Annotated in this window: 24 protein-coding genes; 17 read left to right on the top strand and 7 right to left on the bottom strand. The window is 60.7% G+C overall.

Going from position 1 to position 25896, the window contains the following annotated elements; translation table 11 throughout:
• The first annotated feature begins 48 nt into the window (after window positions 1-48).
• From E5K00_RS17575 to E5K00_RS17560, 4 genes are all read left to right on the top strand, one after another.
• Complete coding sequence (locus tag E5K00_RS17575; RefSeq protein WP_135464585.1) at window positions 49-2085, top strand: OmpA family protein; 2037 nt, start codon at window positions 49-51, stop codon at window positions 2083-2085.
• 46 nt (window positions 2086-2131) lie between these two features.
• On the top strand, window positions 2132-2935 hold the full coding sequence (locus E5K00_RS17570; protein ID WP_167856937.1) for a response regulator: 804 nt from the start codon (window positions 2132-2134) through the stop codon (window positions 2933-2935).
• Window positions 2936-2991: 56 nt separating this feature from the next.
• Window positions 2992-3723, top strand: a complete 732-nt coding sequence (locus E5K00_RS17565) for a LytR/AlgR family response regulator transcription factor (protein ID WP_135464583.1) — start codon at window positions 2992-2994, stop codon at window positions 3721-3723.
• A 317-nt stretch (window positions 3724-4040) separates the two neighbouring features.
• Window positions 4041-4556, top strand: coding sequence for a hypothetical protein (locus tag E5K00_RS17560; RefSeq protein WP_135464582.1), 516 nt, complete (start codon window positions 4041-4043; stop codon window positions 4554-4556).
• On the opposite strand, the gene E5K00_RS17555 is transcribed toward E5K00_RS17560, so the two are convergent.
• Window positions 4553-6067: a hypothetical protein gene (locus E5K00_RS17555; RefSeq protein ID WP_135464581.1), complete on the bottom strand. Its 1515-nt coding sequence runs from the start codon at window positions 6065-6067 to the stop codon at window positions 4553-4555. The two genes, E5K00_RS17560 and E5K00_RS17555, sit on opposite strands and share 4 nt — an antisense overlap.
• A 402-nt stretch (window positions 6068-6469) precedes the next feature.
• On the opposite strand from E5K00_RS17555, the gene E5K00_RS22870 reads away from it, so the two are divergent.
• From E5K00_RS22870 to E5K00_RS17535, 5 genes are all read left to right on the top strand, one after another.
• The gene (locus tag E5K00_RS22870) at window positions 6470-6622 is read left to right on the top strand and encodes a hypothetical protein (RefSeq protein ID WP_167856936.1); all 153 of its coding nucleotides are present in this window, start codon (window positions 6470-6472) and stop codon (window positions 6620-6622) included.
• 89 nt (window positions 6623-6711) lie between these two features.
• Complete coding sequence (locus E5K00_RS17550; RefSeq protein ID WP_135464580.1) at window positions 6712-8445, top strand: ABC transporter substrate-binding protein; 1734 nt, start codon at window positions 6712-6714, stop codon at window positions 8443-8445.
• A 6-nt stretch (window positions 8446-8451) separates the two neighbouring features.
• Complete coding sequence (locus tag E5K00_RS17545; RefSeq protein WP_135464579.1) at window positions 8452-9516, top strand: ABC transporter permease; 1065 nt, start codon at window positions 8452-8454, stop codon at window positions 9514-9516.
• On the top strand, window positions 9513-10508 hold the full coding sequence (locus E5K00_RS17540; protein ID WP_135464578.1) for an ABC transporter permease: 996 nt from the start codon (window positions 9513-9515) through the stop codon (window positions 10506-10508). The genes E5K00_RS17545 and E5K00_RS17540 overlap by 4 nt, the downstream gene beginning before the upstream one ends.
• Window positions 10509-10795: 287 nt before the next feature.
• A complete protein-coding gene (locus E5K00_RS17535; RefSeq protein ID WP_135464577.1) occupies window positions 10796-11017 on the top strand; it encodes a hypothetical protein in 222 nt (73 codons plus the stop codon).
• Window positions 11018-11143: 126 nt separating this feature from the next.
• Here E5K00_RS17535 and E5K00_RS17530 read toward each other — a convergent pair whose 3' ends face one another.
• A complete protein-coding gene (locus E5K00_RS17530) occupies window positions 11144-12055 on the bottom strand; it encodes an SDR family oxidoreductase (RefSeq protein WP_135464576.1) in 912 nt (303 codons plus the stop codon).
• A gap of 7 nt (window positions 12056-12062) precedes the next feature.
• Window positions 12063-12707 (bottom strand): peptidylprolyl isomerase, encoded by a 645-nt coding sequence (locus tag E5K00_RS17525; RefSeq protein ID WP_135464575.1) that lies wholly within the window; start codon window positions 12705-12707, stop codon window positions 12063-12065.
• Window positions 12708-12877: 170 nt separating this feature from the next.
• Here E5K00_RS17525 and E5K00_RS17520 point away from each other — a divergent pair, with 170 nt between their 5' ends.
• Window positions 12878-13522, top strand: coding sequence for a DUF2238 domain-containing protein (locus E5K00_RS17520; protein ID WP_135464574.1), 645 nt, complete (start codon window positions 12878-12880; stop codon window positions 13520-13522).
• Between the two features lie 60 nt (window positions 13523-13582).
• Here the strand turns inward: E5K00_RS17520 and hemC are convergent, their stop codons facing one another.
• The 4 genes from hemC to E5K00_RS17500 all read right to left on the bottom strand — a co-directional run bounded on the left by hemC (window position 13583) and on the right by E5K00_RS17500 (window position 17651).
• Window positions 13583-14533, bottom strand: a complete 951-nt coding sequence (gene hemC, locus E5K00_RS17515; RefSeq protein ID WP_135464573.1) for a hydroxymethylbilane synthase — start codon at window positions 14531-14533, stop codon at window positions 13583-13585.
• 209 nt (window positions 14534-14742) lie between these two features.
• Window positions 14743-15879 (bottom strand): DNA polymerase III subunit, encoded by a 1137-nt coding sequence (locus E5K00_RS17510; protein ID WP_135464572.1) that lies wholly within the window; start codon window positions 15877-15879, stop codon window positions 14743-14745.
• Window positions 15880-15941: 62 nt separating this feature from the next.
• Window positions 15942-17177: a GlmU family protein gene (locus E5K00_RS17505; RefSeq protein WP_135464571.1), complete on the bottom strand. Its 1236-nt coding sequence runs from the start codon at window positions 17175-17177 to the stop codon at window positions 15942-15944.
• Between the two features lie 225 nt (window positions 17178-17402).
• Complete coding sequence (locus tag E5K00_RS17500; RefSeq protein ID WP_100337676.1) at window positions 17403-17651, bottom strand: type B 50S ribosomal protein L31; 249 nt, start codon at window positions 17649-17651, stop codon at window positions 17403-17405.
• A 197-nt stretch (window positions 17652-17848) separates the two neighbouring features.
• Between E5K00_RS17500 and E5K00_RS17495 the strand changes: the two genes are divergently transcribed.
• The 7 genes from E5K00_RS17495 to E5K00_RS17465 all read left to right on the top strand — a co-directional run bounded on the left by E5K00_RS17495 (window position 17849) and on the right by E5K00_RS17465 (window position 25863).
• Complete coding sequence (locus E5K00_RS17495; protein ID WP_135464570.1) at window positions 17849-18256, top strand: hypothetical protein; 408 nt, start codon at window positions 17849-17851, stop codon at window positions 18254-18256.
• Between the two features lie 171 nt (window positions 18257-18427).
• Complete coding sequence (locus E5K00_RS17490) at window positions 18428-19018, top strand: non-canonical purine NTP diphosphatase (RefSeq protein ID WP_135464569.1); 591 nt, start codon at window positions 18428-18430, stop codon at window positions 19016-19018.
• Between the two features lie 108 nt (window positions 19019-19126).
• Entirely contained in the window at window positions 19127-19756 is a 630-nt protein-coding gene (locus E5K00_RS17485) for a uridine kinase family protein (protein ID WP_135464568.1), read from the top strand.
• Window positions 19757-19982: 226 nt separating this feature from the next.
• On the top strand, window positions 19983-20351 hold the full coding sequence (locus E5K00_RS17480; protein WP_135464567.1) for a hypothetical protein: 369 nt from the start codon (window positions 19983-19985) through the stop codon (window positions 20349-20351).
• 131 nt (window positions 20352-20482) lie between these two features.
• A complete protein-coding gene (secDF, locus tag E5K00_RS17475) occupies window positions 20483-23485 on the top strand; it encodes a protein translocase subunit SecDF (protein WP_135464566.1) in 3003 nt (1000 codons plus the stop codon).
• A 190-nt stretch (window positions 23486-23675) separates the two neighbouring features.
• Entirely contained in the window at window positions 23676-24272 is a 597-nt protein-coding gene (locus E5K00_RS17470) for an RNA polymerase sigma factor (RefSeq protein ID WP_245328331.1), read from the top strand.
• Complete coding sequence (locus E5K00_RS17465; RefSeq protein WP_135464565.1) at window positions 24247-25863, top strand: hypothetical protein; 1617 nt, start codon at window positions 24247-24249, stop codon at window positions 25861-25863. The genes E5K00_RS17470 and E5K00_RS17465 overlap by 26 nt, the downstream gene beginning before the upstream one ends.
• Window positions 25864-25896 lie beyond the last annotated feature (33 nt).

Here is a 25896-nt window from a genome sequence, read left to right as displayed (position 1 = left end):
CCCGCTCCTCACCCTACGCTCTTCATACTCTGCAAGAAAGCTGTCCTCATGTCTAGATTTTTGCTGTTAGCGCTGCTGCTGCTGGCCCAGGTGGCCGCCGCCCAAAACGTGGAGTTCGACAAAGACAATTTCCGGTCCGACAAAGACGGGCTGAAGGAGGCCCAGCGGGAGGTCAAGACCGGCGACGAGTGGTACGACATGGACCCGCCCCGCTACGAGCAGGCCCTGCCCCACTACCTCGCCGCCCAGAAGTTTAACCCCAGCAACGCCCGCCTCAACCTGCGCATCGGCGACTGTTACCTGCACTCGGGCTACAAGCCCCGGGCCCTGCCCTACCTGCAGAAAGCCTACCAGCTCAACGCCGACATCGACCCGCGCATTCACTACCTGCTGGGCCAGGGCCTGCACCTGAACGCCAAGTGGACCGAGGCCATTGCCGAGTACAAAGCGGCCCAGCCCGCCACCGCCGGCAAGAACACGGCCCAGCTCACGGCCGCCATTACCAAGAAAATCAAGGAGTGTGAAAATGGCCTGAAGCTGGAGAAAAAGCCTTCCCGGGTTTTTATCGACAACATCGGCGCGGCCATCAACTCGCCCTACGCCGACTACGGTGCCGTCATTTCGGCCGATGAGTCGGTGATTCTCTTTACCTCGCGCCGCGACAACTCGACGGGCAAGGAGCGGGACCCCGAAACCGGCGGCTTCTTCGAGGACATTTACCAGAGCACGCGCACGGCCAGCGGCTGGTCGGCGGCCCGCAACCTGGGCAAGCCCGTCAACAACGAGGGCCACGACGCCACCGTGGGCCTGGCCCCCGACGGGCAGCGCATGCTGGTGTACGTGGAAGACAACGGCGGCGACCTGCAGGAAGCCGAGCTGCGCGGCGCGGTCTGGAAAAAGCCCGAGAAAATGGGTGCGCGCATCAACAGCAAGTACCACGAGTCGTCGGCGGCTTACACCCCGGACGGCCGCAGCCTGTACTTCGTCAGCGACAAACAGGGTGGCCTGGGCAGCCGCGACATTTATAAAGTCGAAATCGAAGGGCGCGGCCCGGCCGTCAACCTGGGCCCGACCATCAACACGCCCTACGGCGAAGAAGGCGTGTTTCTGCACCCCGATGGCAAGACGATGTACTTCAGCTCGGAAGGCCACAACTCGATGGGCGGTTACGACATCTTCAAGTCGGTGTTCGAGAACGGCAAGTGGAGTGAGCCCGAAAACCTGGGCTGGCCCATCAACACCCCCGACGACGACGTGTTCTTCGTGATTTCGGCCTCGGGCCGCCACGGCTACTACTCCTCGTTCCGCGACGATGGCCTGGGCAGCAAAGACATCTACCAGATTACGTTTCTGGGCGCCGAAAAGCCGCCGGTGTTGTCGCAGGAAGACCAGCTGCTGGCCTCCCGCGCCCAGCCGGTGAAGGAAGCTTCCCTGGCCCCACCAGTGCCCATTGCCACGGCCCAGGTCACGATTCTGAAAGGCGTGGTGACCGACGAAGCCAGCAAGCAGCCCCTGGAAGCCACCATTGACGTGGTCGACAACTCCCGCAACGAGCTGATTGCCTCGTTCCGGGCCAACGCGCAGTCGGGCCGCTACCTGGTGTCGCTGCCCTCGGGCGTCAACTACGGCATCGTGGCCCGGCAGGAAGGCTACCTGTTCCACTCCGAAAACTTCGACCTGCCCGCCGGCGCGGCTTATTCGGAAGTGGTGAAGGATATTGCCCTCAAGAAGCTGGACGTGGGCGTGAAAGTGGTGCTCAACAACATTTTCTTCGACTTCGACAAGGCCAGCCTCCGCAAGGAAAGTACCGCCGAGCTGGAGCGGCTGCAGAAGCTGATGGTGGAAACCCCGGCCCTGCGCCTCGAAATTTCGGGCCACACCGACAACGTGGGCAAGGCCGAGTACAACAAGGATCTGAGCCAGCGCCGCGCTAAAGCCGTAGTTGATTACCTCGTGAGCAAGGGCATCGACAAGGGCCGCCTGACTTTCGCCGGCTACGGCGACACCCAGCCCGTGGCGACCAACAACACGAAAGGCGGCCGCCAGCTCAACCGCCGCACCGAATTTAAAGTACTGGGCAAGTAATATTCCGTTTCAGGGGGTAGCCCTCATGCTCCCAGCTTCTTCCGCTATGCCTTTTTCCAACGCCCTTCTTCCCCCTTTCGAGCCGGCCCTGCGCGTGCTGGTGGCCGACGACAACGAGCTGAACCAGCTGGTGGTGTGTCGGGCGCTGGAAGACTGGAACGTGGAAGTAGCCCTGGCCGACAATGGCCGGCAGGCCGTGGAGCTGGCTACGTCCCAGGCATTCGACGTGATACTAATGGACGTGCAGATGCCGGAAATGGATGGCTACGAGGCTACCCGGCAGCTGCGCAGCCACTCGCCGCTGCACCAGCTGCCCATCATCGGCCTCACCGCCTCCGCCTCGGCCGCCGACCAGGCCCAGGCCCTGGCGGCCGGCATGAATGCCACCCTGGCCAAGCCCTTCGACCCCACGCTGCTGCACGCCAGCCTGGCCCATTACACCCGCCGCGCTACCCCGGCCTCCGATTCCGCTGCCGCTTCCGCAGATGCCCACGCAGGCAGCCCGGCCGCCCCCGACTGGAGCATTCTGGAAGAGCTGGCCGCCGGTAACGAAGGATTTATCGCGCAGATTATTGGCACCTTTCTGCACCAGACGCCCCCGCTTTACCAGGAGCTGGTGCAGGCCTCCGCTCACGCTGAGCCGGCTACGCGGGCCCGCATAGCCCACAAGTTGAAGGGCCAGGTGGTGTACTTTGGCGTGCAGCCTTTGCAGCAGTTGCTCGAACAGCTCGAACGGCCCGCTACTGCCATCAGCCCAGCCGCGGCTCAGCCCTTGGTCGAGGCCGTGGGGCAGCAGCTGGATGACTTGTACCCGCAGCTGGAAGCGCGCTTACATCCGCACACCTTCTGATACATATCCTCCCGGCTCTATTTCACTTCTCCGCTCTTCTTATAACCTTTGGCCCTATGCCAGTACCTTCCTCTCCCCTGCGTTGCCTGATTGTGGACGACGACCCGCTTTCCGTGCAGATTGTTGCCAACTGCATTGCCAATACTCCCTTTCTAACCGCAGTCGGCACCTACGACAACGCCCTGGCCGCCGCCGAGCTGCTCCGGACCCAATCCGTCGACCTGCTGTTTCTGGACGTCGAAATGCCCCTGATGTCGGGCCTCGACCTGCTGAGCACCCTGCAAAACCCGCCCCTGGTAATTCTCATCACCAGCAGCAAGGAATACGCCGTGGCCGCCTTTGAATACGACGTGGTCGATTACCTGGTTAAGCCCGTCAGCTACGCCCGGTTCCTGAAAGCCGCCCAGAAAGCCCTGGAACTATTCGAAGACGCCGCCGAGCCCGCGCCGCTTACGCCCGCCGCCACCAGCGTCGACCCCGACTTCACCTTCGTGAAAGTGGATACGAAGCTGGTGAAGGTGCTCTTCAACGATGTATGCTACGTCGAGGCCCTCGGCGACTACGTGCACATCGTCATGCCTCACAGCAAGCTCATCGTTTATAGTACTATGAAGGCCGTGGAGGAGAAGTTTCCCGGTGCCACCTTTGTGCGGGCCCACCGCTCCTTTATCGTCAATCTGAAACGAGTGCAAGCTATTGAGGATAATACCATTACGATCGAGAACAAGCAAATTCCCATCGGTCAGACGTACCTGCGGGAAGTACTACAGCGCCTGAATAAGTTCTAAACAAGATCCTGGCTAGGTGCCAATACCAGGAAAATATACAAAGCGCTGATCAACAAACCCGCTGGCAAAAGCGGGCTTGGTTAGGTTAAAACGCCACGAATGGCTGATGTATCCGTCAATGCCGGATACATCAGCCATTCGTGGCGTTCTTTGTTTTTATTGGCGCTGCTGTAATAGGCACACCTTACCGAAAGCAGAGTCACACTATTATTTCTTACCATACTGCAACATTTTTTTCGCTTCACTGCATTATATCAATATTGTTTTGTTTCTTTGTGAGCATTCTTACACACCTACTTCCTTTGAGTCCCTTTCTCATGAAGAAACTTTCCTTCTTCTTCCTTGCTGCTGCTCTGGGTAGCGCTTTGTCTGCCGCCGCCCAGCAAGCCCCCGATCTGCGCAACCAGGCGATGGATAACACTCGCCAGCTGGCCCAACGGATTGGGTTAGACGACGCCCGCACTCCCCAGGTGAAGCGCGCGACCTACGAGCGGCTCGTGCAGGAAAATGAGCTGAAGCAGATGTACGGCATCGACCCGGCTATGCTGCAAAGCAAGATGACCGTGGTAGACAAGGAGTATGCTGAAAAGCTGAAAGGAATTCTCACCGACGCCCAATATCAGCGCTATGTCGCGGTTACCGCCGCTGCCGCTACCCCGCCCGCTGCTCCTGTGGCGACGGCCGCAGTTGTACCAGCCGCCCCCGCTACTGTTCTTACGCCCAAGGCTCCGGCCAAAAAGGACGCCACGCCGAAGGCCAAAACGATGCCCGGTGCTCCCGTGAAGAAAGCCCTGCCCAAAGCGGCTACGGCTTCGGTGCCACAGCGTTCTTAGGCCGATATCCGGGCCCGGCGTGCCTGCTCCTCCGCTTTGTTGTCGGCCACGTTTGCCCGTAGAATGTCCAGCGTCATGCCCCACAGAGCTTCGTAGGGAATAATTTCGATTTCGGCATAGGCCTCGCCCGGCTGCGGCGCGTCGTGCAGCCGGTTCAGCAACGGCTGCCCTTTGCGGTTACAGGCCTCCGGATCGAAATTTTCCTTGACGGTGAGCACCAGCAGGCGGAAAAACAGCTGACTGCGCAGGGTCGCCGATTCGCGCAGGTGGCGCTGTTCATACTTGCGCAGACTCTCCAGCCGGGCCAGCAGATTTTCCACATCCTGGCGCCGCAGAAAGTTCAGGTACTGCAGAATCAGAATGGCCACGTTGTAGCCCTGTTTGTCGCGGCTATAGTCGGGTACGGTTTGCACAAACTGATTGAAGTGCCGCAGGGTCAAGGGCGAATTTTCGGGCTGTAGGAAGTAAATGTAGGCCTTGTATAAGTCCCAGCGCTGCCGGGCCGCAGCCCGCTGTTTCCGGAAATACGGATTCTTGTGGGCCATTTCCAGCAGCAGTTGCGCCTGGCTGTACTGCCCGGCGTGCAGGGCTAATAGCACGTAGTTCTCCATAAAGAAGAACCAGTTGCCGGACGAGGGATGAAAATCCTTCAGGTAGCCTTCCGACAGGGCCATGCCTTTGGCAGCTTGCTTACTGTGCAGATAGGCGTAGGCCGTCATATAGTTATTAAACCGGCTGTCAAACCGGCGCCGATTGATTTTTCCTTTCGCCCATAGCTTCTCCGTGGTGGTCGTGACTTTTATGATCTCCTCGTAATTGCCCGTAAACTCCAATAGCGTAAGCTGGGTCAGATACAGGTAGTTAAAAGTGATATAGCTCTGCGCTTTTTCGTGCAGCAGCTGCAACTGAGCCAGATAGCCCGGTAGCTCATTCAGCAGCGCCCGCCGGGCCCGCACGGTATGCGCCTGCGCCATTTTGCTGTTCCAATAGATCTGGCCAGCTTCGTCTTCTAGGGCCATCAGCTCCTGCAACTGCTTGAGTTGCTTGCTGGCTGCCCGGTAACGGGCTGGCTGACGCAGGTCTACGTAGAGCTTGGTCAGCAGCCGGGCCGCCATCACGGCGTATTCCGTAAATTCCCCTTCCAGTGCCTGCCGTAAGCACTTGCGCAGCAGCTGTTCCGCCAGCATGTACTCGCCTTCCCGGTACAGAATCGTAACCTGGTGGTATAACCCGATGCACTGCAATTCGTATCTTCTCGACACCAGGTGCCGTGGATCCGACTGCTCCAGAAAGTAGAGATGGTTCAGCAGCTTCTGCTGTACCCGCGACTTCAACTTGCGGAAGGAAATATTGCTCGTAGCCGAAACCTTGCCATACAAGGCTTTGGTAAGCTGAAGCTGGGTGCTGTCCGGCTCACTTTCCAGCAGGCGGATTAGCTTGAGGTCTTTGTTAAATGCTTTTTTAGCAGAAAAGTCGAATAATGGTGACTCTTTCACCCGACGATCTGTCACAATTCTGGCTAGATTACTCAGCTTTTCCATATCTAAAATAGCGTTTGGGGCTTTTAATTGGCTAACGCAAGTTGGAAAAAGGAAAATAAAACTCGTCACAAACGAACAAAATATTTCCTTTATTTCTTTGTACTTCCTGCTGCATATTTGTACTTGGGTAAGTGTAGCTTTTTTAAGGCTGAAAAGTCACAATTGGAAAGTATTCGTACCGAATAGTGAGCTAATATAAATCCTAATAGCTTATGATATTGAGTACATATTAACCTATTAATGAAAAAATTATATTTTTAATAAATAATATTAAAGTCACATCTATAAAATATCTTTCCTTTACGCCGGCCCAGAAGTACAGCAACTTTGTGTCATTCCAACTCCCGAACGACTCAATTTACTTAAAGCGCCATGTTAGAACTCATCGCCATTGCTCTGCTGCAGCTCGCCAGCTTCACCAACTCGCCCGAGCCGACCGACACGCGTACTAACTCTGATCAGCCTACTATCGTTGTAACGCCTGCTGGCAATGAGCAAGGCGGCGGCGGCTGGGGCGGCGACTAAGCTATAGCCACCTCTCGCTTGTGGCGTTCGGCTTCCTGTAGAATGTTAGTTAACTTGCCCGGCCTGTCTACCGGAGCAGTAACCTCTTCATGAAGCACCTACTATTTGGAATCCTGATTGGGATGAGCAGCGCGTTCTGGGCCTGCTCATCCCGCCAGGACACAGCCAAGATGGCCGTTCGCATTCGCTGGGAGCGGGATCCTGAAAACCTGGACCCGCTGGTTTTGCCCAATGAGAATGCCTTGGAGGCGGCCAACCTTCTGTATTCCAGCCTCCTTTTTGTTGACCCCAGCAAGCAGCAGTTTACCCCTTGCCTGGCGGAAGCACTGCCCACGGTAGTGCAGACGGACTCGCTGACGTTGCTGACGTATCGTATCCGCCCGGAGGCGGTCTGGGACAACGGCCAACCCGTGCTGGCGCGGGATGTGGCTTTCACGCTGAAAGTGATGAACTGCCCCGGCCTGCCCACCGAGAGCAATCAGGCGCAGTGGGGCTTTATCCGGACTATCCGCCTCGATTCCACCGACTCCCGCCGGTTTACGCTGGTCTGTGCCGGCCGCTCACCGGAGTATCGCTGGTCATCGGGCGACTACATTATTCTGCCGGAGTATCCGCTGGATCCGCAAGGGCAACTGCGCCCCTTCTCCCTTGCCGCCCTGCGCGCCGATACTGTCGCTGATCAACATCACGCGGCAATTGGCGCTTTCGTGCGGCGGTACAAGCAGGCCCAGCTCGACCATCACCCGGAGCGCCTGCCAGGTTGTGGCCCCTACACCCTAGAGGCCTGGGAGCCCAACCGCTTTGTTTCCTTCAAACGGAAGCCCACCTGGTGGGCCGATCAGCTTAAGTCGGCGTTGCTGCCCCTGCAGGCGCATCCGGCGAAGCTAACGTATCAGATTGTGCCTGACGCGGCTACGGCCGTGCTGGCATTGCGCCGGGGTGAGCTCGACGTTTATCCGATGATGCCGGCCAAGGAGTTTCAGCGGCTTCGGCAGACGAAAGGCAATTCGCCGCCGCTGGAATTTTACACGGCTGATTCGTACAAGATGATGACGGCTTGCTTTAACACCCAGCAGCCCCTGCTGCAGGACAAGCTTACGCGGCAGGCTCTCTCGCATTTATTCAACGTTCCGGCTTTAATCCAAGCAACCCAGCAAGGGCTGGCTTTCCCGAGTGCCAGCTTGATCAGCCCCCGCTCTGGCCGCCGGTACAATGATAGTTTGCCCCTGCCGACGTACGACCCGGACGCGGCCCGGGCGCTGCTGCGACAGGCCGGCTGGCAGTTGCAGACCGATGGCAGCTGGGCGCGCCAGAAGCCGGGAGCCGCCCTGCAGCGCCTTCGCCTCACGATTAGCTACCGGACCGGTGAGCCCGCCTTCGAAACCATTGCCCTGCAACTACGCAGTGCGGCGGCGCAGCTGGGCATTCCCATCGAGCCTCAGCCTCTGGAGCCGTCCCTGTTGCGGGACCGGCTCCGCGCTGGCGCGGTCGACCTGTACTTGTTTACGATTACCGGTAATCCTTTCGTGTACAACTTCGCTCCTATTCTGCACACGCAAAGCATTGGCACAAGCAATCATACCCGGTTTGGTACCCCCGCTACCGACCAGCTGATTGAGTCCATTGCCACGGAGCAGGATGAGCAGAAGCAAGTGCTGCTGTTGCGCCACTTGCAGCGGGTGCTCTACACCGAAAAGCCACTGACGGTACTGTTTTTCTTACGCTCCCGGGTTGCGGCCTCCAGCAAGCTGACCAATCTGCAGGTAAACGGGCTTCGGCCGGGATATATGGCTACGGCTATTCAAACGAAACCGGCCTCTTAATAGCGTATGACGGGCTTTTTGTGGACGCGCCTGATTCGCACAGTGCCGGCAGCCTGGGGAATTATTTCCATCATCTTTCTGCTTAGCCGGTCCTTGGCAACCAGCCAGGTGGTTTCGGAAGAGCTGCAAAGTGGTGTAGCAGGCCAAACGGCTACGCCCGGGCAGGTTCGGGCGACAGAACGGCTCACCCGCCAACGACTAGGCCTGGATCTGCCGCTGTTCTATCTGACTCCGGCCCCAAAGCCGACTACTGCGGCCGTGGCCTGGCGCTGGCGCTGGCACGGCACGCATAACCAGTACCACATCTGGCTTCGGGGCCTGCTGCACGCTGATCTGGGGGTGTCTTTCCGCAGCGGGCAGCCCGTGCTTTATCAACTGGGCCAGGCGCTGCGGGCAACCTTGCCCCTCACGGCAACCGCCTTTCTGGTCACGATTGGTCTGGCGCGGTGGCTTACCCTGCTGCTGGCTTACCACCCCTGGCTTCGGCCCACAGTTCTGACAATCTTACACGCGTTGCAGGCCCTCCCGCTTTTTGCCATTGCTTTGCTGCTGCTATTGCTGCTGGCCAACCCCGACGCACTGACCCTGTTCCCGGCCTACGGTCTTACCGGGTTTGCGGACGATGCTTCCGCCAGTGGGCAGCTACTCGACTACGCGTATCATCTGGCACTCCCGGTTCTGAGCCTCGTGCTGGTCAGTCTGCCTTCCTTAGTGGTGCAGCTTGATGCGGCACTGGCCCGGGAGCTGAGCGCCAATTATGTGGTAACCGCCCGGGCCAAAGGGCTGGCGCAGCCAGTGGTTATTCGTCATCATGCGCTGCGTAATGCGTTGCTGCCCGCCATTGCCTATCTGACGGACCTGCTCCCGGCGCTGGTAGCCGGGGCGGTAGTCGTGGAGCTTATTTTCGCGCTGCCGGGCGTCGGGCGGCTGCTGGCCGAAGCGGCGGCTTCGCGCGACTTTCCTCTGCTGCTCGGGGGCGTGCTGCTGATAACGCTGGCCCGGCTGCTGGCTCAGATACTAGCCGACTGGCTGTATTCCCGGGCTGATCCCCGTATTCGGCTGGAAGCGTGAAGCGGGAGGCGCGCGCAAGACCCCTATCCTGGTGGCTGGCTCTGGCTTGGCTGGGGCTGGTAGTGCTGGCGGGCATCAGCGCCGACGTGCTGCCCTGGCTACCCGCGCCCGACACGCCGGACCTGGCTGCTACTGCCCAGCCGCCGGGTCTGGGTCCGCATTGGCTGGGCACCGATCCTGCGGGCCGGGACGTACTGGCTGGCCTGCTTTATGGCGCGCGCACTGCCCTGCTGGTGAGCCTGCCAGCCGCACTAGTAGCCGCCTTACTGGGCACCACGCTGGGCAGCATGGCGGGTTACTGGGGCAACCGGGGCCTGCGCCTACGCACGACGAGCGTGGTTCTGACGGCCGTGTTTGTGCTCCTCAATTTGTGTCTTACGAGTACTTCCGCAGCGGTGTATGCCGGCATGGCCGTAGCGTTTCTGGGGCTGCTGCTCATTGCGCGGCGCGTACCCAACCAGCTAGCTCCGACCCGCGCCATCCCGCTCGACGCTTTGGTTCTGCTGCTTATTGCCCTGCTGACCTCTGTTCCACGCCTGGTACTGGTGCTGGCGCTGGCCGCCCTGCTGCCACCGTCTGTACCAACGCTAGTGGCTACGCTAACCCTGATTTACTGGCCCGCCACAGCACAGCTGGTGCGCGCTGAAATGCAGCGCATCCGGCAGCTGCCCTATATGGAGGCCGGCCGGGCCCTGGGCCTGCCGGATGGGCGGCTTATCGTGCATCACGCTTTGCCCGCTATCTGGGTGGCGGTGCGCGCTACGCTTCCGCTCAGCGTAGCTACTCTTATCGGGCTGGAAACTACGCTCTCCTTTTTGGGCGTGGGCCTGCCCCCACAAACCGCCAGTTGGGGCCGACTGCTGGCTACTGCCCGGCAGGACCCCACGGCTTGGTGGCTGATTGTGCTGCCCGGCGCAGCATTGCTCGGGACGATGCTGGCTCTACGATACCTGACCCAAGTAGCATCGCCCAGAACACAAAACGCCAAATAAATCTGTCACAAATAGAGCTCTATTTGCAAGCAATATTGCGTTTTAAGCCTCGATGAATAGCCGCCTAAATAGTTATAAAACAGCGCGAACAGGCTATAAATGGGTTTCAATAAGAAAATTAAGCCCAATTTACTCTCCATCATCTACCATTACGCCGGCCAATACTTAAGTCACAATTACGAATAAATCATCCTTTACAGCGCCTCATTCTTACCCTAATATTGTCATAAGAAACAGCCAGCAATACCCGCGCACTGCTTCTTAACCGACTGTTAGCAGTCAGCAGTATGAGTTACTTGATTAAACGCCGGCAGGAAAGTGCTTTTTGCTACCTAGTGCTGGAAATGGCCGTCTACCAAACCATGCGGTATGGCAGACACAGTTTCCAGACGTCGGACGGAGAACTGGTATCCTATACGGCAGGACAAGCGGCCTTGCGCAACGGCGCGGCCATGCTGATAGGCGGCGTATTAGTTGGAATATTTCCGCCGGAATCCGGCGTAAGATAAAAGAGAATGGGTGCTCCCGCGGCTCTGCTCGCAGCGGTGAAAACCCGAAGGTTGTTGCAATAGGTGTGTAAAAAAACCGCTGGCCTTGCCTGCGGTTTTTTTGCGTTTAAGCGAGTAGGAACAGAGTTACCGAGTATCGGTTTGCCGGGCGAGCAGGGCAATACCCTCCTGAAACGAGTGGGGCTGGTAGCCAAGCTCCTGCTGGGCCTTGGCAATCAGAAAGCCGGTGCGCAAGGGCCGCCGGGCGGGCTGCGAAAAGGAACTGGCATCGACGCGGCTGATCAGGGCTTTATCCAGGTGAAAGTAGTCGGCGACCTGTAGCGCCATTTCGTAAGGCGTCAGCAGTTCGCTGCTGCTGATGTGGTAGATGCCGGTGGCGTGCTGCCGGGCCACCAGCCAGCAACCCTGGGCCAGATCCTCGGCCAGGGTGGGCGTCCGGAACTGGTCGTCGACGACCTTTATGGCCTTACCGGCCCGCAGGGAGTCGCGCACCCAGAGCACGATGTTGGTGCGGCCGTAGTCGTGGGCCGTGCCGTAGACCAGCACGGTGCGCACAATGGCCCAGGGCGCCGGGCTGGCCTGCACGATCTGCTCGGCGGCCAGCTTGCTTTGCCCGTAAAAATTGACTGGCCCCGGCACGGCATCTTCGGCCAGTGGCCCCGCTTCGCCGCTGAAAATAAAGTCGGTGCTCACGTGGGTTAGGTGAATGCCCTGCTGCGCGCAGGCTTCCACCAGATACTCCACGGCCGTCACGTTCTGGTGCCAGCAGTCCTCCCGGTTCAGCTCACACTCATCCACGTTGGTCATGGCGGCGGTATGAATCAGGTGGGTGGGACGCTCGGCGGCCAGCACGGCCTGCACCTGGGCGCGGTCGGTGACGTCGAGGGGCACGAAGCGCACCTGCGGGTAGAGGGCAGCCAGCTTGTTGGTGCCGCGCGAGGAGGCAATCAGCTCGGTCTGGGGCTGCGCGTGCAGCAGCGCTACCAGCTTCTGGCCCAGCAGCCCGTTGGAGCCGGTAACTAAAATACGGTTGGTCATGGGCCCGCTACTCGTATTTGTAGCCGTAGAGCTCCGTGATTTTCTTCTTTTTCAGCTTCTCCACCTTCATCGTCATCTTGATGTCGGTAGTGGGCCGGTCGCGCATGTCTTTGGGCTGAGCGGCAATTTTATCCACGATGTCGAGGCCGCTGATAACCTGGCCAAACACGGTGTAGCCGCCGTTGAGGTGGGGCGTGCCGTCGTGGTTCTGGACGATGTAGAACTGGGTGCTGCTGCTGGCTTTCGTGGGATTCACGAAGTCGCCCTGCCGGGCGGCGGCCATCGCGCCGTACTTGTGCGTGAACTCGGGGCGGATTTCGGCCGGAATGGTTTTGTCGTTGTCGGGGCCCAGGCCGTCGTTGGCGGGGTTTGAATCCTTGGAGTTACCATCGCCGCCCTGAATCATGAAGTTCTGGATGATGCGGTGAAAGGTAGTGCCGTTGTAAAAGCCGGATTCGGCCAGCTTCAGGAAGTTGGCCTTGTGCAGGGGCGTGGCGTCGAACAGGATGATGCGGATATCACCCAGCGAGGTGCTGAGCGTGACCACCTGGTCTTTCTTGCTTTTTTTGGGCGCTTTGGCAGCCAGCACGGCCGGAGCCAGCAAACAGATCAGCAGCCAGCCGAGGGCCGTAGCGCGGAACAGAGACTTCATAGCAAAGAGTACGTGAAAGGGTAGAACGGCAAAACTACGTGGTTTCGGGCGCTGGCGCTACACCAGTAGCCCGCCACGCCCTCTGGCCCACGATTTTTTGGGCCGGCAGCCCGGCGAATCTGCGAAATATCCGTATTGTGCGCCAAGCTCGTCTTTATCTTTCCTTTGCTATGTCTGCTCCCCGTCCGGCCACCCCGCCGCCCCATTGGTTTCCCAAGCTGCTGTTGCTGGCTTACCTCATCCTATTTAGCGTTCTGGCCATTAATCCGGCCGAGCGGGGCACCTGGGTGGCCGAAAACGTGCCTATCGTGGCCATTACCGCCGCGCTGGTGGTGCTGTACGTGCGCGGCGTGCGGTTTTCCAACCTGGCGTACCTGCTCATGAGCGTGCTGCTGTTTATGCACACCATCGGCGGCTACTACACCTTCGAGAAGGTGCCGTTCGGGTGGTTCAACGACCTGTTTGGGTTCAAGCGCAACATGTACGACCGGGTGGCGCACGTCAGCGTGGGCTTCTACGCCTTTGCCATTTTGGAGCTGATTGACCGGTACCAGGTTATCCGCAACAGGGCCGTGGCCTACCTGTTTCCGCTCTGCGTAATCGGCACCGTGGCCATGACCTACGAGCTGATCGAATGGGTGTACGCCGAAACGGCCGGTGGCAACGCCGGCGCCGCCTTTTTGGGCAGCCAGGGCGACATCTGGGATGCGCAGAAGGATATGCTGGCCGACACCAGCGGGGCCGTTTTCGCCCTGCTGCTCTACTGGCTCCGGAGCCGCTCCTCCGCATCTCACCCCCAGCTTCAGACTGCGTAACCAACGAAAAAGGCCGGGATTGACTTCCGGCCTTTTTTATGCTTGATCCGCGGAGCAAGATTAGCTCACGGCCCGCTGGCTGCGAATGTCGTCCAGAATCTCACGGCCACCGCGGCCCAGAATCCGCTCGGCCAGCTCGATGCCCATGGCTTCTACCGCCCGCGCATCGGCAGCGGTGGTCAGGGTTTCTTCAAGGTACTGCTCCCCGTCGAGACTGATCAGGCCGCCGTGGAGCTGCACCGCGCCCTCGGCCGTGAAGGTAGCTAGGGCAAAGGAAGGAATGCTGCAGCCGCCTTCCATCGTGCGCAGAAAGGCGCGCTCGGCCAGCAGGCAGATGTGCGTGGGCGCATGGTCGAGGTGGCGTTGCAGCTCCGCTTTCAGGGCCGGCTCCAGGCTGCGGGCACATTCTACGGCCACGCTGCCCTGCCCGGTGGCCGGCACAAACTGCGTTTCGGGCAGCACATGGCGGATCAGTTGGTCGTATTCCATGCGGTGTACGCCGGCGTAGGCCAGCACCAGGGCGTGGTACTGACCTTCCTCCAGCTTGCGCAGGCGCGTCTGCAGGTTGCCGCGGGCCTCGGCCGTGGTAGCGTGCGGGTAGTGGCGGCGCAGCAGGGCCTTGCGGCGGGTGCTGCTGGTGCCCAGAACCAGGTCGGGCCGGCTCAGGTCCAGGTTGGGGTCGTAGCTGACGATGACGTCGTTGACTTTTTCCCGCTCCATAAACGCCAGCAGCTCCAGATCTGCCGGAATGGTGCTTTGCACGTCTTTGGCGCTGTGCACGGCAATATCAATGGCCCCGGAGCGCAGACTTTCCTCCAGCTCTTCGGTGAACACGCCCTTGGCCCCGATTTTATCCAGGGAGCGGTCCAGCACGATGTCGCCTTTGGTGGTGATAATGACGATTTCGGTAGTCAGCTGGGCCAGCTCCAGGCGGGCGGCCACGTGGTGGGCCTGCCACAAAGCCAGCCGGCTGCCGCGGGTGCCAATACGAATAGGTCGGTGCAAATCCATAAATGAGAGAAAAACGACAAGCAGAAAGGGCCGCCACCCCAGCCACAAAACTTACTTTTGGATTCCTGTGGATTCCGGTGGATTCCGGTGGATGGCGGCGCATTATTGATTCGGCAAAGGTACAACCCGGAGCAGCCCCGCGCCGGCTATGGCTACTTTAGCAGCTGCTATAGTAAATTACCAAACTGTATTTTCCGCATTTGCAGCCGCTAGGCGGGTATTTTCAGCAGCTCGGCGATGCGCAGGGAGGTATCCACGAACACCATGCGGGGGTTGGCGTTGCGCTCAATGTGGTAATGCGCGTCGTTGAATTCCTGGCTCAGCGCGTCGGCATTGCCCAGGTGCACGAAGCGGCTGAAACCGTTGACGAACTGCTGCTCGGCGGCGGGCAGGTGGGGCACAAACTGCGCGTCGATGCCGAAGAGCAGCACCTTGCGCAGGATGCCGAGGCCAAATTGCAGAAACTCCTTCTGATTTTCGCGGCCCATCTTCTGAAACTCGTCCGTTTTGGCCAGTATCAGGTCGACTTTGTAGCCATAGCACTGACGCATCCACTCCACGAAGAAGGTGAAGTAGTCGTTGTCGGTGGCGGCTTCGCGGGCGGCCAGGGCGGCTCCAAGGTTGCCTTCGACAAGCTGGGCAATCTGCCGGGCCTTTACTTCGGGCACCTGGTGCTCGTCGCGCAGAAACCCAGTGATTTCCGCCTCGGAATAGGGCCGCACCACCACCGGCTGCACCCGGCTGATGATGGTGGGCAGCAGCAGCTCGGGCGAAAAGCTGACCAGCAGGAAAATGGTGGCCGGTGGCGGCTCTTCCAGCAGCTTGAGCACGGCATTGGCGGCGGCCGGGTGCATTAGCTCGGGCAGCCAGATGATGACGATTTTGAACTGCGCCTCGAAGGCCTTGAGCGACACGAGCTTGAGCAGCTGCACGCTTTCCTCCTTCGAGATGCTGCCCTGCTTGTTGTCGGCCCCAATGTGCTGCATCCAGTCGTTGAGGCCCTGGTAGGGGTTTTCGAGCACGAACGTGCGCCAGTCGGCGGCAAACTTGCTGCTGACGGCGTCCTTGGCCACGGCCTTGGTGGTCGTGACGGGCAGGATGAAGTTCAGGTCGGGGTGAATCAGCTTGTCGTTTTTCTGACAGGCCGGGCATTGCCCACACGAATCCTGGGCCTCGGGGCCGCGCTGCTCACAGTTCAGAAACGTGGCGTAGGCCAACGCCAGGGCCAGGGCCGCCGAGCCTTCGGCCCCGCGAAACAGTTGGGCGTGGGCCACATGCTGCCGGTGCACGGTTTGCACCAGCACCCGCTTGACGTCGGCCTGGCCGGGAATTTCAGAAAAGCGCATTCGGGAGGTGGTTACTCGGCATTAGGTTACTTTCCGCACGCCCACGGGCATGCTCCGGGTGCTTACTCGGCAGCCGGGGCTGGGGCGTCTTTGCCGACGGCCTTTTCCCAGATCCGGTCTTTGGCCGTGGCCTCAAACACGTGCTGCATGATGGCCTGCTCGGTGGCGTCGTAGGCCAGGTGGCGGCGGGCCATGACGCGCTCCGCTACTTCGGCCACTTTGGGCAGCTTAAAGGTTTCGAAGCCCGCGGCCCCGCCCCAGCTGAACGACGGGATAAACGTGCGCGGAAAGCCGGCCCCGAAAATATTGGCCCCTACCCCGACGACCGTGCCGGTGTTGAACATCGTGTTGATGCCGCACTTGCTATGGTCGCCCATCATCAGGCCGCAGAACTGCTGCCCCGTATTCACGAAGCGGCCGGCGCTGTGGCTCCAGATCTTCACCGGGGCGTAGTTGTTCTTCAGGTTCGAGGTGTTGGTATCGGCGCCCAGGTTGCACCACTCGCCAATCACGGAGTTGCCGAGGTAGCCGTCGTGGCCTTTGTTGGCGTAGCCCAGCAGGATGGAGTTGCCGACTTCCCCGCCAACCTTGCTGAACGGCCCTACCGTGTTGTCGCCGCGCATCTTGGCCCCGGCATTGATGTGTGAACCTTCGCACAAAGCCAGCGGGCCTTTAATAATAGCCCCTTCATGCACCTGGGAGTTTCTGCCCAGGTAAATCGGGCCATCCTCGGCGTTCAGAATAGCCGCCCGAATTTTGACGCCTTCCTCGATGAAGATGTTTTCGGGGGCGTAAACAATCGTGTGGGCGTCGCCGACGGGCTGCGAGGTGCGGCCGGCGGTGAGCAGGGCAAAGTCGCGGCGGATTTCGGCGCCGTTGTGCAAAAACAGGTGCCACACTTCCCGCAGGGCCAGCACCGGCTCGGCTACTTCCTTGGTATGCGTGAAACCATCCTGAATCAGCTCGGCAATGCGGGCGGCATCCGCCAAGTGGGCGGCTACCAGCAAGTCGCCATCCATCAGCGCCTCGCCGGGCTGCAGGGCCTGCACCTGCTTGGTCAGCAGCTCATCGGGGCACACGGCCCCGTTGATGACCAGGGCGGGCCCGCCGACGGGACCGGCGGGGTATTTGGCTTGCAAGTATTGCTCGGTGAGGTAGTGCACCGGCTGCCGGAGGCGGTGCTGCCATTTTTCGGCCACCGTCAGGATGCCGCAGCGCAGGGCCGCCACCGGCCGCGTGAAGGTAAAGGGCAGCAGCTGGGGGCGAATGGCGGGGTCGTCGAAGAGCAGAACAGTCATGCGGGGCGGGAAATAGAAAGCGTAAGCTGAAAAACAGGAGGCAAAAATTTCGGAGCGGCAAGTTAGCGCCTTGCCCGTAGAACCGCTTGCTGCTGCCGCAACTTTGCGGGCACGCGGCCCCGGCAGCCGGGCCGGCACCAACAAAAAACTCCTTCCGGCGAGGCCGAAAGGAGTTTTGTATAATCTAGTACGCTGCAGGCATCCGCTTGCGGCCCCTGACCAGAACTAGGCTTTCTTCTGGTAGCGGTTGCGGAATTTCTCAACGCGGCCAGCGGTGTCGATAAACACGTTTTTGCCGGTGTAGAAAGGGTGCGAGGCGCTGCTAACTTCCACCTTGATGACGGGGTACGTCTTGCCGTCCTCCATCGTGATGGTCTCGTTGGAGTTCATCGTCGAGCGGGTGATGAATTTAAAGTCGCTGGACGTGTCCTGAAACACAACTTCGCGATACTCGGGGTGGATGTCTTTTTTCATGGTCGTGATGCCGTTTAAACCTTCTGGCCCTGCCGATTTTGCGGAAGGGACTGCAAAAGTACACGTTAGCTCCGGATTTTAAAAATACCGGCCGTCTTTTCTAGTTTTCGCGGTACTACCGGCCGATAGAACTGGAAAATGTTTATTTTTGGTTTCCGCCTAGCTACTGCCTATCCCGCCCCTGCTACCTCCCGCCTATGACCCGTACGGCTACTCTATTCGCTGTTTTATGTCTGCTGGTGGGGACCTTTGCCTACGGCGCGACTATCACCCTGTTTCAGGCCTCCTTCGACGGCAGCAACGTGCGCGTAGAATGGGAAGCCGCCAACGAAAGCGGCGTGCAGGGCTACGACATCTGGCGCAAAGCCAACAACGAGCCGTCGTTTACCCACATGACGGCGGTGTCGCCGAATGGGCAGCGCCGCTACCTCTACCTCGATTCCAACGTGTTCCGGGGTACTTCGGGCACCAACGCGGCCGGCCCCTTCACCTACCGCCTGACGGTGCACACCACCGCCGGCGACCAGAACTACTCCACCGTGCTCAGCACCACGCCCAGCGCCGTGCAGCGTTCCTGGGGCAGCATCAAGTCGATGTTCCGGTAGCGGTGAAATAGTGAATTGGTGAGATGGTGAATCAACCGGGCCGGCTTTCTGCCGGTTTTTTTGTGCGCGTATCTTTGCCCGGCCTTGTGGTGCTCTGCTTCTGTCGGTTCTGGCTTCCACTCTGGCAACCCGCTTCATACTCCCCATTTCACCATCTCACCGCCTCACCGCATGCGCATCTGTTTTGCTACGAATAACGAGCACAAGCTCACCGAAGTCCGGGCCCTGCTGCCGGCCAGCATCGAGCTGGTTAGCCTGCACGACATTGGCTGCCACGAGGAGCTGCCCGAAACCCGGGATACGCTGGCCGGCAACGCCCGCCAGAAGGCCGAGCACGTGTGGCAGCACTACCAGACGTCCTGCTTCGCCGACGACACCGGCCTGGAAGTAGCGGCCCTCAACGGCGAGCCGGGCGTGTACTCGGCCCGCTACGCCGGCCCCCAACGCTCGGCGGCCGACAACGTGGCCAAGCTGCTGCGCGAGCTGGGCGACCAAACCAACCGGCAGGCCGAGTTCCGGACGGTTATTGCCCTGGTGCTGCCCGGCGGGGAGGTGCACGAATTTGACGGGGCCGTGCCGGGGCAGATTACCACCTCGGTGCGCGGGGCCGACGGCTTCGGCTACGACCCGATATTCCAGCCCGAGGGGCACGCGCTGACCTTCGCCGAAATGACGCTGACCGAGAAAAACACGCTCAGCCACCGGGCCCGGGCCGTGGGCAAGCTGGTGGAGTTTCTACAGGATCTGGACGCTAAAAAGTAGGACAGGCGGATTTTTTCGGCCCGTCACGGGCCGAAAGGCGCCGCGGCCCACGGCATTTTGTTACTTTTGCAGGGTTGGCCCTGCCGGTACGGGCCATTTCCCACCCCCATGCAACACCCTTTCATCGTCGGTATTACGGGCGGCAGCGCCTCGGGCAAAACCACCTTTCTGCGCCGCCTGCTGGCCTCGTTTCCGGAAGAAGACATCTGCCTGATTTCGCAGGACAACTACTACCACCCGCGCGAAAACCAGTCAACGGACGTGAACGGCGTCACCAACTTCGACCTGCCTTCTTCGATTGACTCGGCCGCCTACGCCGCCGACGTGCTGCAGATCAGCCAGGGCAAGGAAGTGCGCCGCCAGGAGTACACCTTTAACAATCCCAACGTGAAGGCCGCCGAGCTGGTGTTCCGGCCCGCACCCATCGTGGTGGTGGAAGGCATCTTCGTCTTCTACTTCGAGGAAGTAGCCAAGCTGCTCGACCTGAAAGTCTACATCGACGCCCGGGAGCACGTGAAGCTGCAGCGCCGCATCGTGCGCGACCGGGACGAGCGGGGCTACGACCTGGAAGACGTGCTCTACCGCTACACCAACCACGTGGCGCCCACCTACGAGAAGTACATCAAGCCCTTCAAGCAGGATGCCGACATCGTGATTCCCAACAACCGTCACTTCGACCGGGGCCTGGAAGTACTGGTGTCATTTCTGCGCAATAAAGTAGCGGAAGGCAAGCAATAAGCCTTTTCTCAGCCCCTATGTAAAAGGCCCCGGCCAGCTCGTTTGCGGAGTTGGCCGGGGCCTTTCTCGTGGCCCCCGGATGCCGCCTTGCTCCCCCTGATTCCGACTTTACGGGCCGGCCGCTACGGATCTAGCCAACGTTTGTTGGCCCGAAGCAGGCTAATCTGGCCCGTTGGCCTTGCCCGCGCTGCCGGGTTTGGCTATATTTGTAGCCATTGCTTTGAGAATGTCGGTCTTTATCGCCCACTTTTTGCCCCGCCTGCGCTTCACGCTGCTCACAGCTACCCTGCTGTTTGTGCTGTCGCTGAACCACCAGGCCGTTGCCACCTACCGGATTCCGGCGGGGGGTAAGGAAACGCGCGTGGGCGCGGGGCCCAAGGCGGCGCTGGTAAAGCAGAAAGTGTTATTGGAAGCCACCGCCCCGCTGGGGTTGTGGCTGGCCCCGGCCGCCGATATCTGGCAGCCCGGCTTCGAGGCGCTGGTATGGCCCCGGCTCCGGCCGCGCCTGGTGGTGCTGCCGCCCCGGCCCAGTGCCCTCCCCGATTTATTCCGCTCCCGGCTGCTGCTCGCGGCCCTGTCGCCGCAGGCTCCCTAGCGGAGCTGGCCCGGTGCGCGGTTCCCGCTACGGGGCCCGCGTGCTTTTGCAAGTGCAGTTGACTCGATGTGCAGCAGGCCGCGCGGCCTGATCCGGATTGCTTTTTCCCGAATACATTTTATTTTCTCTCAATGCGTAATAAAGGACTTATTATCGCGCTTACGGTCGTCGTTTCGGCCTTGTGCGCGTACTTTCTCTTCTTCACCTACATTTCCCGTGGGGTGCAGAAGGATGCCGTGGCTTATGCCTCCAAGAGCGGTAAGCTCGACGAGCGCCAGCGCCAGCACTACCTCGACTCGGTGTGGCGCGCCCCCGTGTTTGGCCCCTACACCTACCGCGACGTGCGCGCCTCGGAGCTGGGCCTGGGCCTCGACCTGAAAGGCGGCATGCACGTGACGCTGGAAGTTTCGCCGGTGGAAATCGTGCGGGCTATGTCGGGCAACTCCAAGGACGTGAACTTCAACAAGGCCCTGGCGCAAGCCCAGGAAATGCAGAAGACGAATCCGTCGACGCCTTTCACGGCGCTGTTTGCTCAGGCTTACCGCACCATCGCGCCCAACGACCGTCTGGCGCGCATCTTCGCTAACACGACCAACAAGAGCCGGGGCATCGACATCAACTCGACCAACGAGAAGGTAATTGCCGCCATCGACAAGGAAGAGGAAGAAGCCATTGACCGCTCGTTCAACATCCTGCGCACCCGCGTGGATAAGTTCGGCGTCAACCAGCCCAACATCCAGCGGGTGAAAGGCACGGGCCGCATCCAAATTGAGCTGCCCGGCGTCGACAACCCGGACCGCGTGCGGAAGCTGCTCCAGGGCCAGGCCAAGCTGGAGTTCTGGGAAGTGTGGCGCACCGACGAGTTTGCTCCCTACTTCAACCAGCTCAACGAAGTGCTGACGGCTAAAGAAGCCGCTGAGAAGCTCACTGGCACCGCTGCCGCTCCGACCGCCGCCGCTACCGACACCACCGCTACGGCTGCCACCACGGCCGCCGGCGACTCTTCTTCGCTGGCCAGCCAGCTGGCCAAAAAGAAGCCCGCTACCGCCGCTGCCGACTCGGCTAACCCCCAGCAGAGCAGCGCCCTGGCCAAGCTCTTCACGATGCCCGGCGCCCTGGGCTCGAACGTGCGCGACACGGCCCGCGTGAACTCGATGCTGAAAATGCCCGAGGTACGCGCCGTATTGCCTTCCAACCTGACCTTCCTGTGGGGCGTGAAGCCCGACGTAATCGAGGGCCAGGAATACCTGCAGCTCTACGCCATCCGCAAGTCGCGCGAGGCTACCGCCCCGCTCGGCGGCGAAGTCGTATCGGATGCCCGCCAGGACTACGACCAGGGTGGCCGTCCTGAGGTGTCGATGCAGATGAACCCTTCGGGGGCCAAGAAGTGGCAGCGCCTGACGGCCGCCAACATTGGCCGCCAGGTAGCCATTGTGCTCGACGACTACGTGTACTCGGCTCCCGTGGTGCAGGCTGAAATTGCCGGTGGCAACTCCAGCATTTCGGGCAACTTCTCCATCGAAGAAGCCCAGGATTTGGGCAACGTCCTGAAAGCCGGTAAGCTGCCCGCTCCCACGCGCATCGTGGAAGAAGCCGTGGTAGGTCCGTCGCTGGGCCAGGAAGCCATCAACCAGGGTCTGTACTCGTCGTTGGCCGGCCTGGTGCTGATTATGATTTTCATGGCCGTGTACTACGGCAAGGCCGGCCTGGTGGCCGATGCCGCGCTGCTGTTCAACGGCTTCCTGATTCTGGGCGTGCTGGCCCAGTTCGGCACGGCCCTCACCCTGCCCGGTATTGCCGGTCTGGTGCTGACCTTCGGTATGGCAGTGGATGCCAACGTGCTGATCTTCGAACGGATCCGGGAAGAGCTGGACCACGGCCTGACGGTGAAAGACGCCATCAACAAAGGCTACGCCCGCGCTTTCTCGGCCATCTTCGACTCGAACGTCACCACGATGCTGATTGCCGTAATCCTGGGCTTCTTTGGCACGGGTCCGGTGCAGAACTTCGCCATCACGCTGGGTATCGGCGTACTGACCTCGTTCCTGTCGGCCGTGTTCGTGTCGCGCCTCATCATCGAGTGGCTGACCAAGGGCAAGGAAACGACCAGCATCACCTTCAGCACCCCCATTTCGCGTCACCTGTTCAAAGGGCTGAACTTCGACATCGTGGGCAAGCGCAAGATTGCCTATGTCGTATCGACTGTCTTCATCATCATCGGCTTTGTGCTGATGTACGTGCAGGGTGGCCCCAACCTGGGTGTTGACTTCCGCGGCGGCCGCAGCTACGTGGTCGACTTCAACAAAGCCGAAGTGGCTTCCGACGTGAAAGAATCGTTGGCTGATGATTTCCAGGGTGCTGGTACCGAAGTAAAAACCTTTGGTTCCCCGAACCGCCTGCGCATCACGACCGGCTACCTGGCTGAGGACGAAAGCACCGCCGCCGACGAGAAAGTGCAGAACGCCCTGCTGGCCGGCCTGAAGCAGTACGGTGCCGACAACCCGCAGATCAAGAGCACCTCGAAAGTGGGCGCCACCATTGCCGACGACATCAAGAAGACCTCGGTGCTGAGCCTGGGCCTGACCCTGCTGGGCATCTTCGTCTACGTACTGTTCCGCTTCGAGCGGTGGCAGTACTCGATGGCCGCCGTTATTGCGCTGTTCCACGACGCCCTGCTCGTTATTGCCGCCTACCCCATTGCCCGTCTGTTCGGCCTGAACTACGAAATGGACCAGATCTTCGTGGCCGCCGTGCTGACCATCATCGGCTTCTCGATGAACGACACCGTGGTTATCTACGACCGGATCCGGGAGTACCTGCGCGAGAACCCGCACCTGACGTTTGCCCAGGTCGTGAACCCCGCCCTGAACAGCACCTTCTCCCGCACGATGATTACGTTTACCACGGTATTCCTGGTGGTAATCGTGCTTTACATCTTCGGGGGTGAAACGCTCCGCTCGTTCTCCTTCGCCATGATTGTGGGTATCATCTTCGGCACCTACTCGTCGCTGTTCATTGCTACCCCGATTATCCTGGACACCTACGGTCGCAAGGAGGCCCGGGAGCGTGGCACGACCACCTCGACGGTTATTTCCGACGCCGACGCGCCCAAGCTGTCGACCACGGTGCAGTAAGGACCACGGACTCCGCCGGATTTTTCGGCTGAGTCGGATTCTGTAAACGATTAAAAAAGCCTGACCTCGCCGGTCAGGCTTTTTTGTTGGGCATATATCGATCTGGCTACCACCGTTTTTTGTAAATTTTATTGCCGGAGGCAACCATTTCCGCACCGCCGCCGAGTCGCTGGATATAAACCCCGACGCCGTGCCCCATACCGACCACGACCCCGAGATGCTTCTTGCCCTGCTGGCTGGCTGCCGGCGGGCGGAGCGCGACGCGCAGCGGCGACTGTATGGGCTGTACTATAGCTTCGGCATGAGCATCTGCCTGCGCTATACCCGCACCCGCGACGAGGCAATGGAAGCCGTAAACGACGGCTTCATGAAAGTTTTCCGCGACGTGAGCCGCTTCGACGTGGCCCGCCACGAGGTCAGCGGCTCGTTTCGGGGCTGGCTCAAGCGCATCATGATTCACACGGCCATCGACCACTACCGCGCCCAGGAAAAGCACCAGCACCAGCAGGAGCTTACCGACGCGTCCTACGCCGAAGCCGATACCAGCAACTCGGCCCTGGACAATTTGTCCTACGAGGAGTTGCTTCACCTGATTCAGCAGCTTTCCCCCGCTTACCGGACGGTTTTTAACCTCTACGTCATTGATGGCTACACCCACGAGGAGGTGAGCAGCCAGCTGGGCATTTCGGTGGGCACCTCCAAATCAAACCTGTCAAAGGCGCGCGCGCACCTCAAATACATTCTTAAAAAAACTAGTCACCATGCGTACGCCGGACATGTCGGATGAAGAACTTGACGCGCTGTTTCAGCGGGGCGCCGAGCAATACCCCGACGAATATAACCTCAGCGCCTGGCTGCAAATGGAGCGGAAGCTGGAGGCCGCCGCCGCCGAGCAGCTCGTGCAGCGGCGGGTGCTGCGCATCTTCGCGCTGGAGGCGGTGGTGCTGCTGGTAGCCCTGCTGGGGTGGCTGGGTTTGTCTTCGCCCGGCTGGCTACCCGCCACCGATGCAGGGAGAGTAACCGAACGGCTGGCTTCTACTCCCCAATCAACCCAACCCACTGTCGGCCCCGGTCCGGCCGCTACGCCGGCGGCTCGCGGCCTCGTAAGCCCCCCTGAACCGCCGGCTACCTCGTTAGTCCAGCCCGTTGCGGCGGCTAGCGCACCGCCGGCCACCCGTGAAGCGGCGGCGCAAACGCCCCCGGCCGCCGCAACGGGCCCGGCCGATACTCGCCCCGGCCGGGTTCGGAAACCCGTCTTCCTGGCCATCGGCAGCGGGACGCCCACGCGCAAGCCCCGCCGGACGACAGCCGACACCGAACCGACCTCGGAACCGGCCCGGACGGCTTCAACGGCCCTGACGCGTAGCGTTGCTAACCATCCGGCGCGACGCCACCGCCGCCCGGCCCTCATGCTGGCCCTGACCGAATCCAACCGGCCGGCGGGCCGCGTATCTGGGCTGAGTGCCGAACCGGCTGCCACGGCTCCGGTGGCGGCAAGTAACGTATCCACTACCACTAGTGTCCCGGCACCCGCGTCGTCGTCGGCAACGACCGGGCCGGCCGCCGAAACGGTAGCTCCTGAAGCAGCTGTTGCAGCAGCTACGCGGCCGGGGAGTGAGCCCCTTCCCGTCCGCACTTCAGGAGCCACCCACGCGGATTCGGCCGCTACTCCGGCTCTGGCCGCGGCGGCTTTGCCGACAGCACCCCCGACTACGCCACCACCAGCCGCCCCCGCTGATTCCGCTGCGGAGAAACCGTCCCGGCCGCAGCCGGCTTACCGCTTCAGCCTCGGGCTGCTGTATGCCCCGGAGCTGAGTTCCGGGGGCTGGGTGCAGAAGGCCGGCCTGGGCAGCAACCTGGGCGTGCAGCTCGAATACCGCTTCACCGACCGGCTCCGCGTAAACGTGGCGGCCCTGCGCGCGGTGAAACGCTACGCCGCCCGGGGTTCCGACTACCACCCGCCGGCGGGCTACTGGACCAACTACTTCACCATCGACGAGGTAGACGCCACCTGCAACATCACCGATTTGCCCATCAACCTGCGCTACGACGTGCTGCGCCGGGCTAATGCTTCCGCCTTTGCCTCCGTGGGCCTTTCCACCCTGCTGATGCGCAACGAGCAGTACCGCTACGGCTACGACTACAACGGCAAGTACGTGGTGCGCGACTGGAGCCTGGCCAAGGGCTCCAACCACTGGGTGAGCGTGGTCAACCTCTCGGTGGGCTACGAGCACAGCCTGCGGGGCCGCTGGTCGGCGCAGGGCGAGCCGTTCGTGAAGATTCCGCTGGGGGGCGTGGGCTTCGGCAAGGTGAAGCTCAGCAGCGCGGGCGTGTTTTTCAACCTTAAATACAGCTTACTGCCCACGGCCCCGCGCTAACCGGCCACCGTTTCAGCCTTCCCACTATTTCCT

It is taken from the genome of Hymenobacter aquaticus, from assembly GCF_004765605.1.
GTDB lineage: Bacteria > Bacteroidota > Bacteroidia > Cytophagales > Hymenobacteraceae > Hymenobacter > Hymenobacter aquaticus.
The sequence above is the reverse complement of the archived record's forward strand: the minus strand, read 5'-3'. Positions and strand labels throughout refer to the sequence as shown.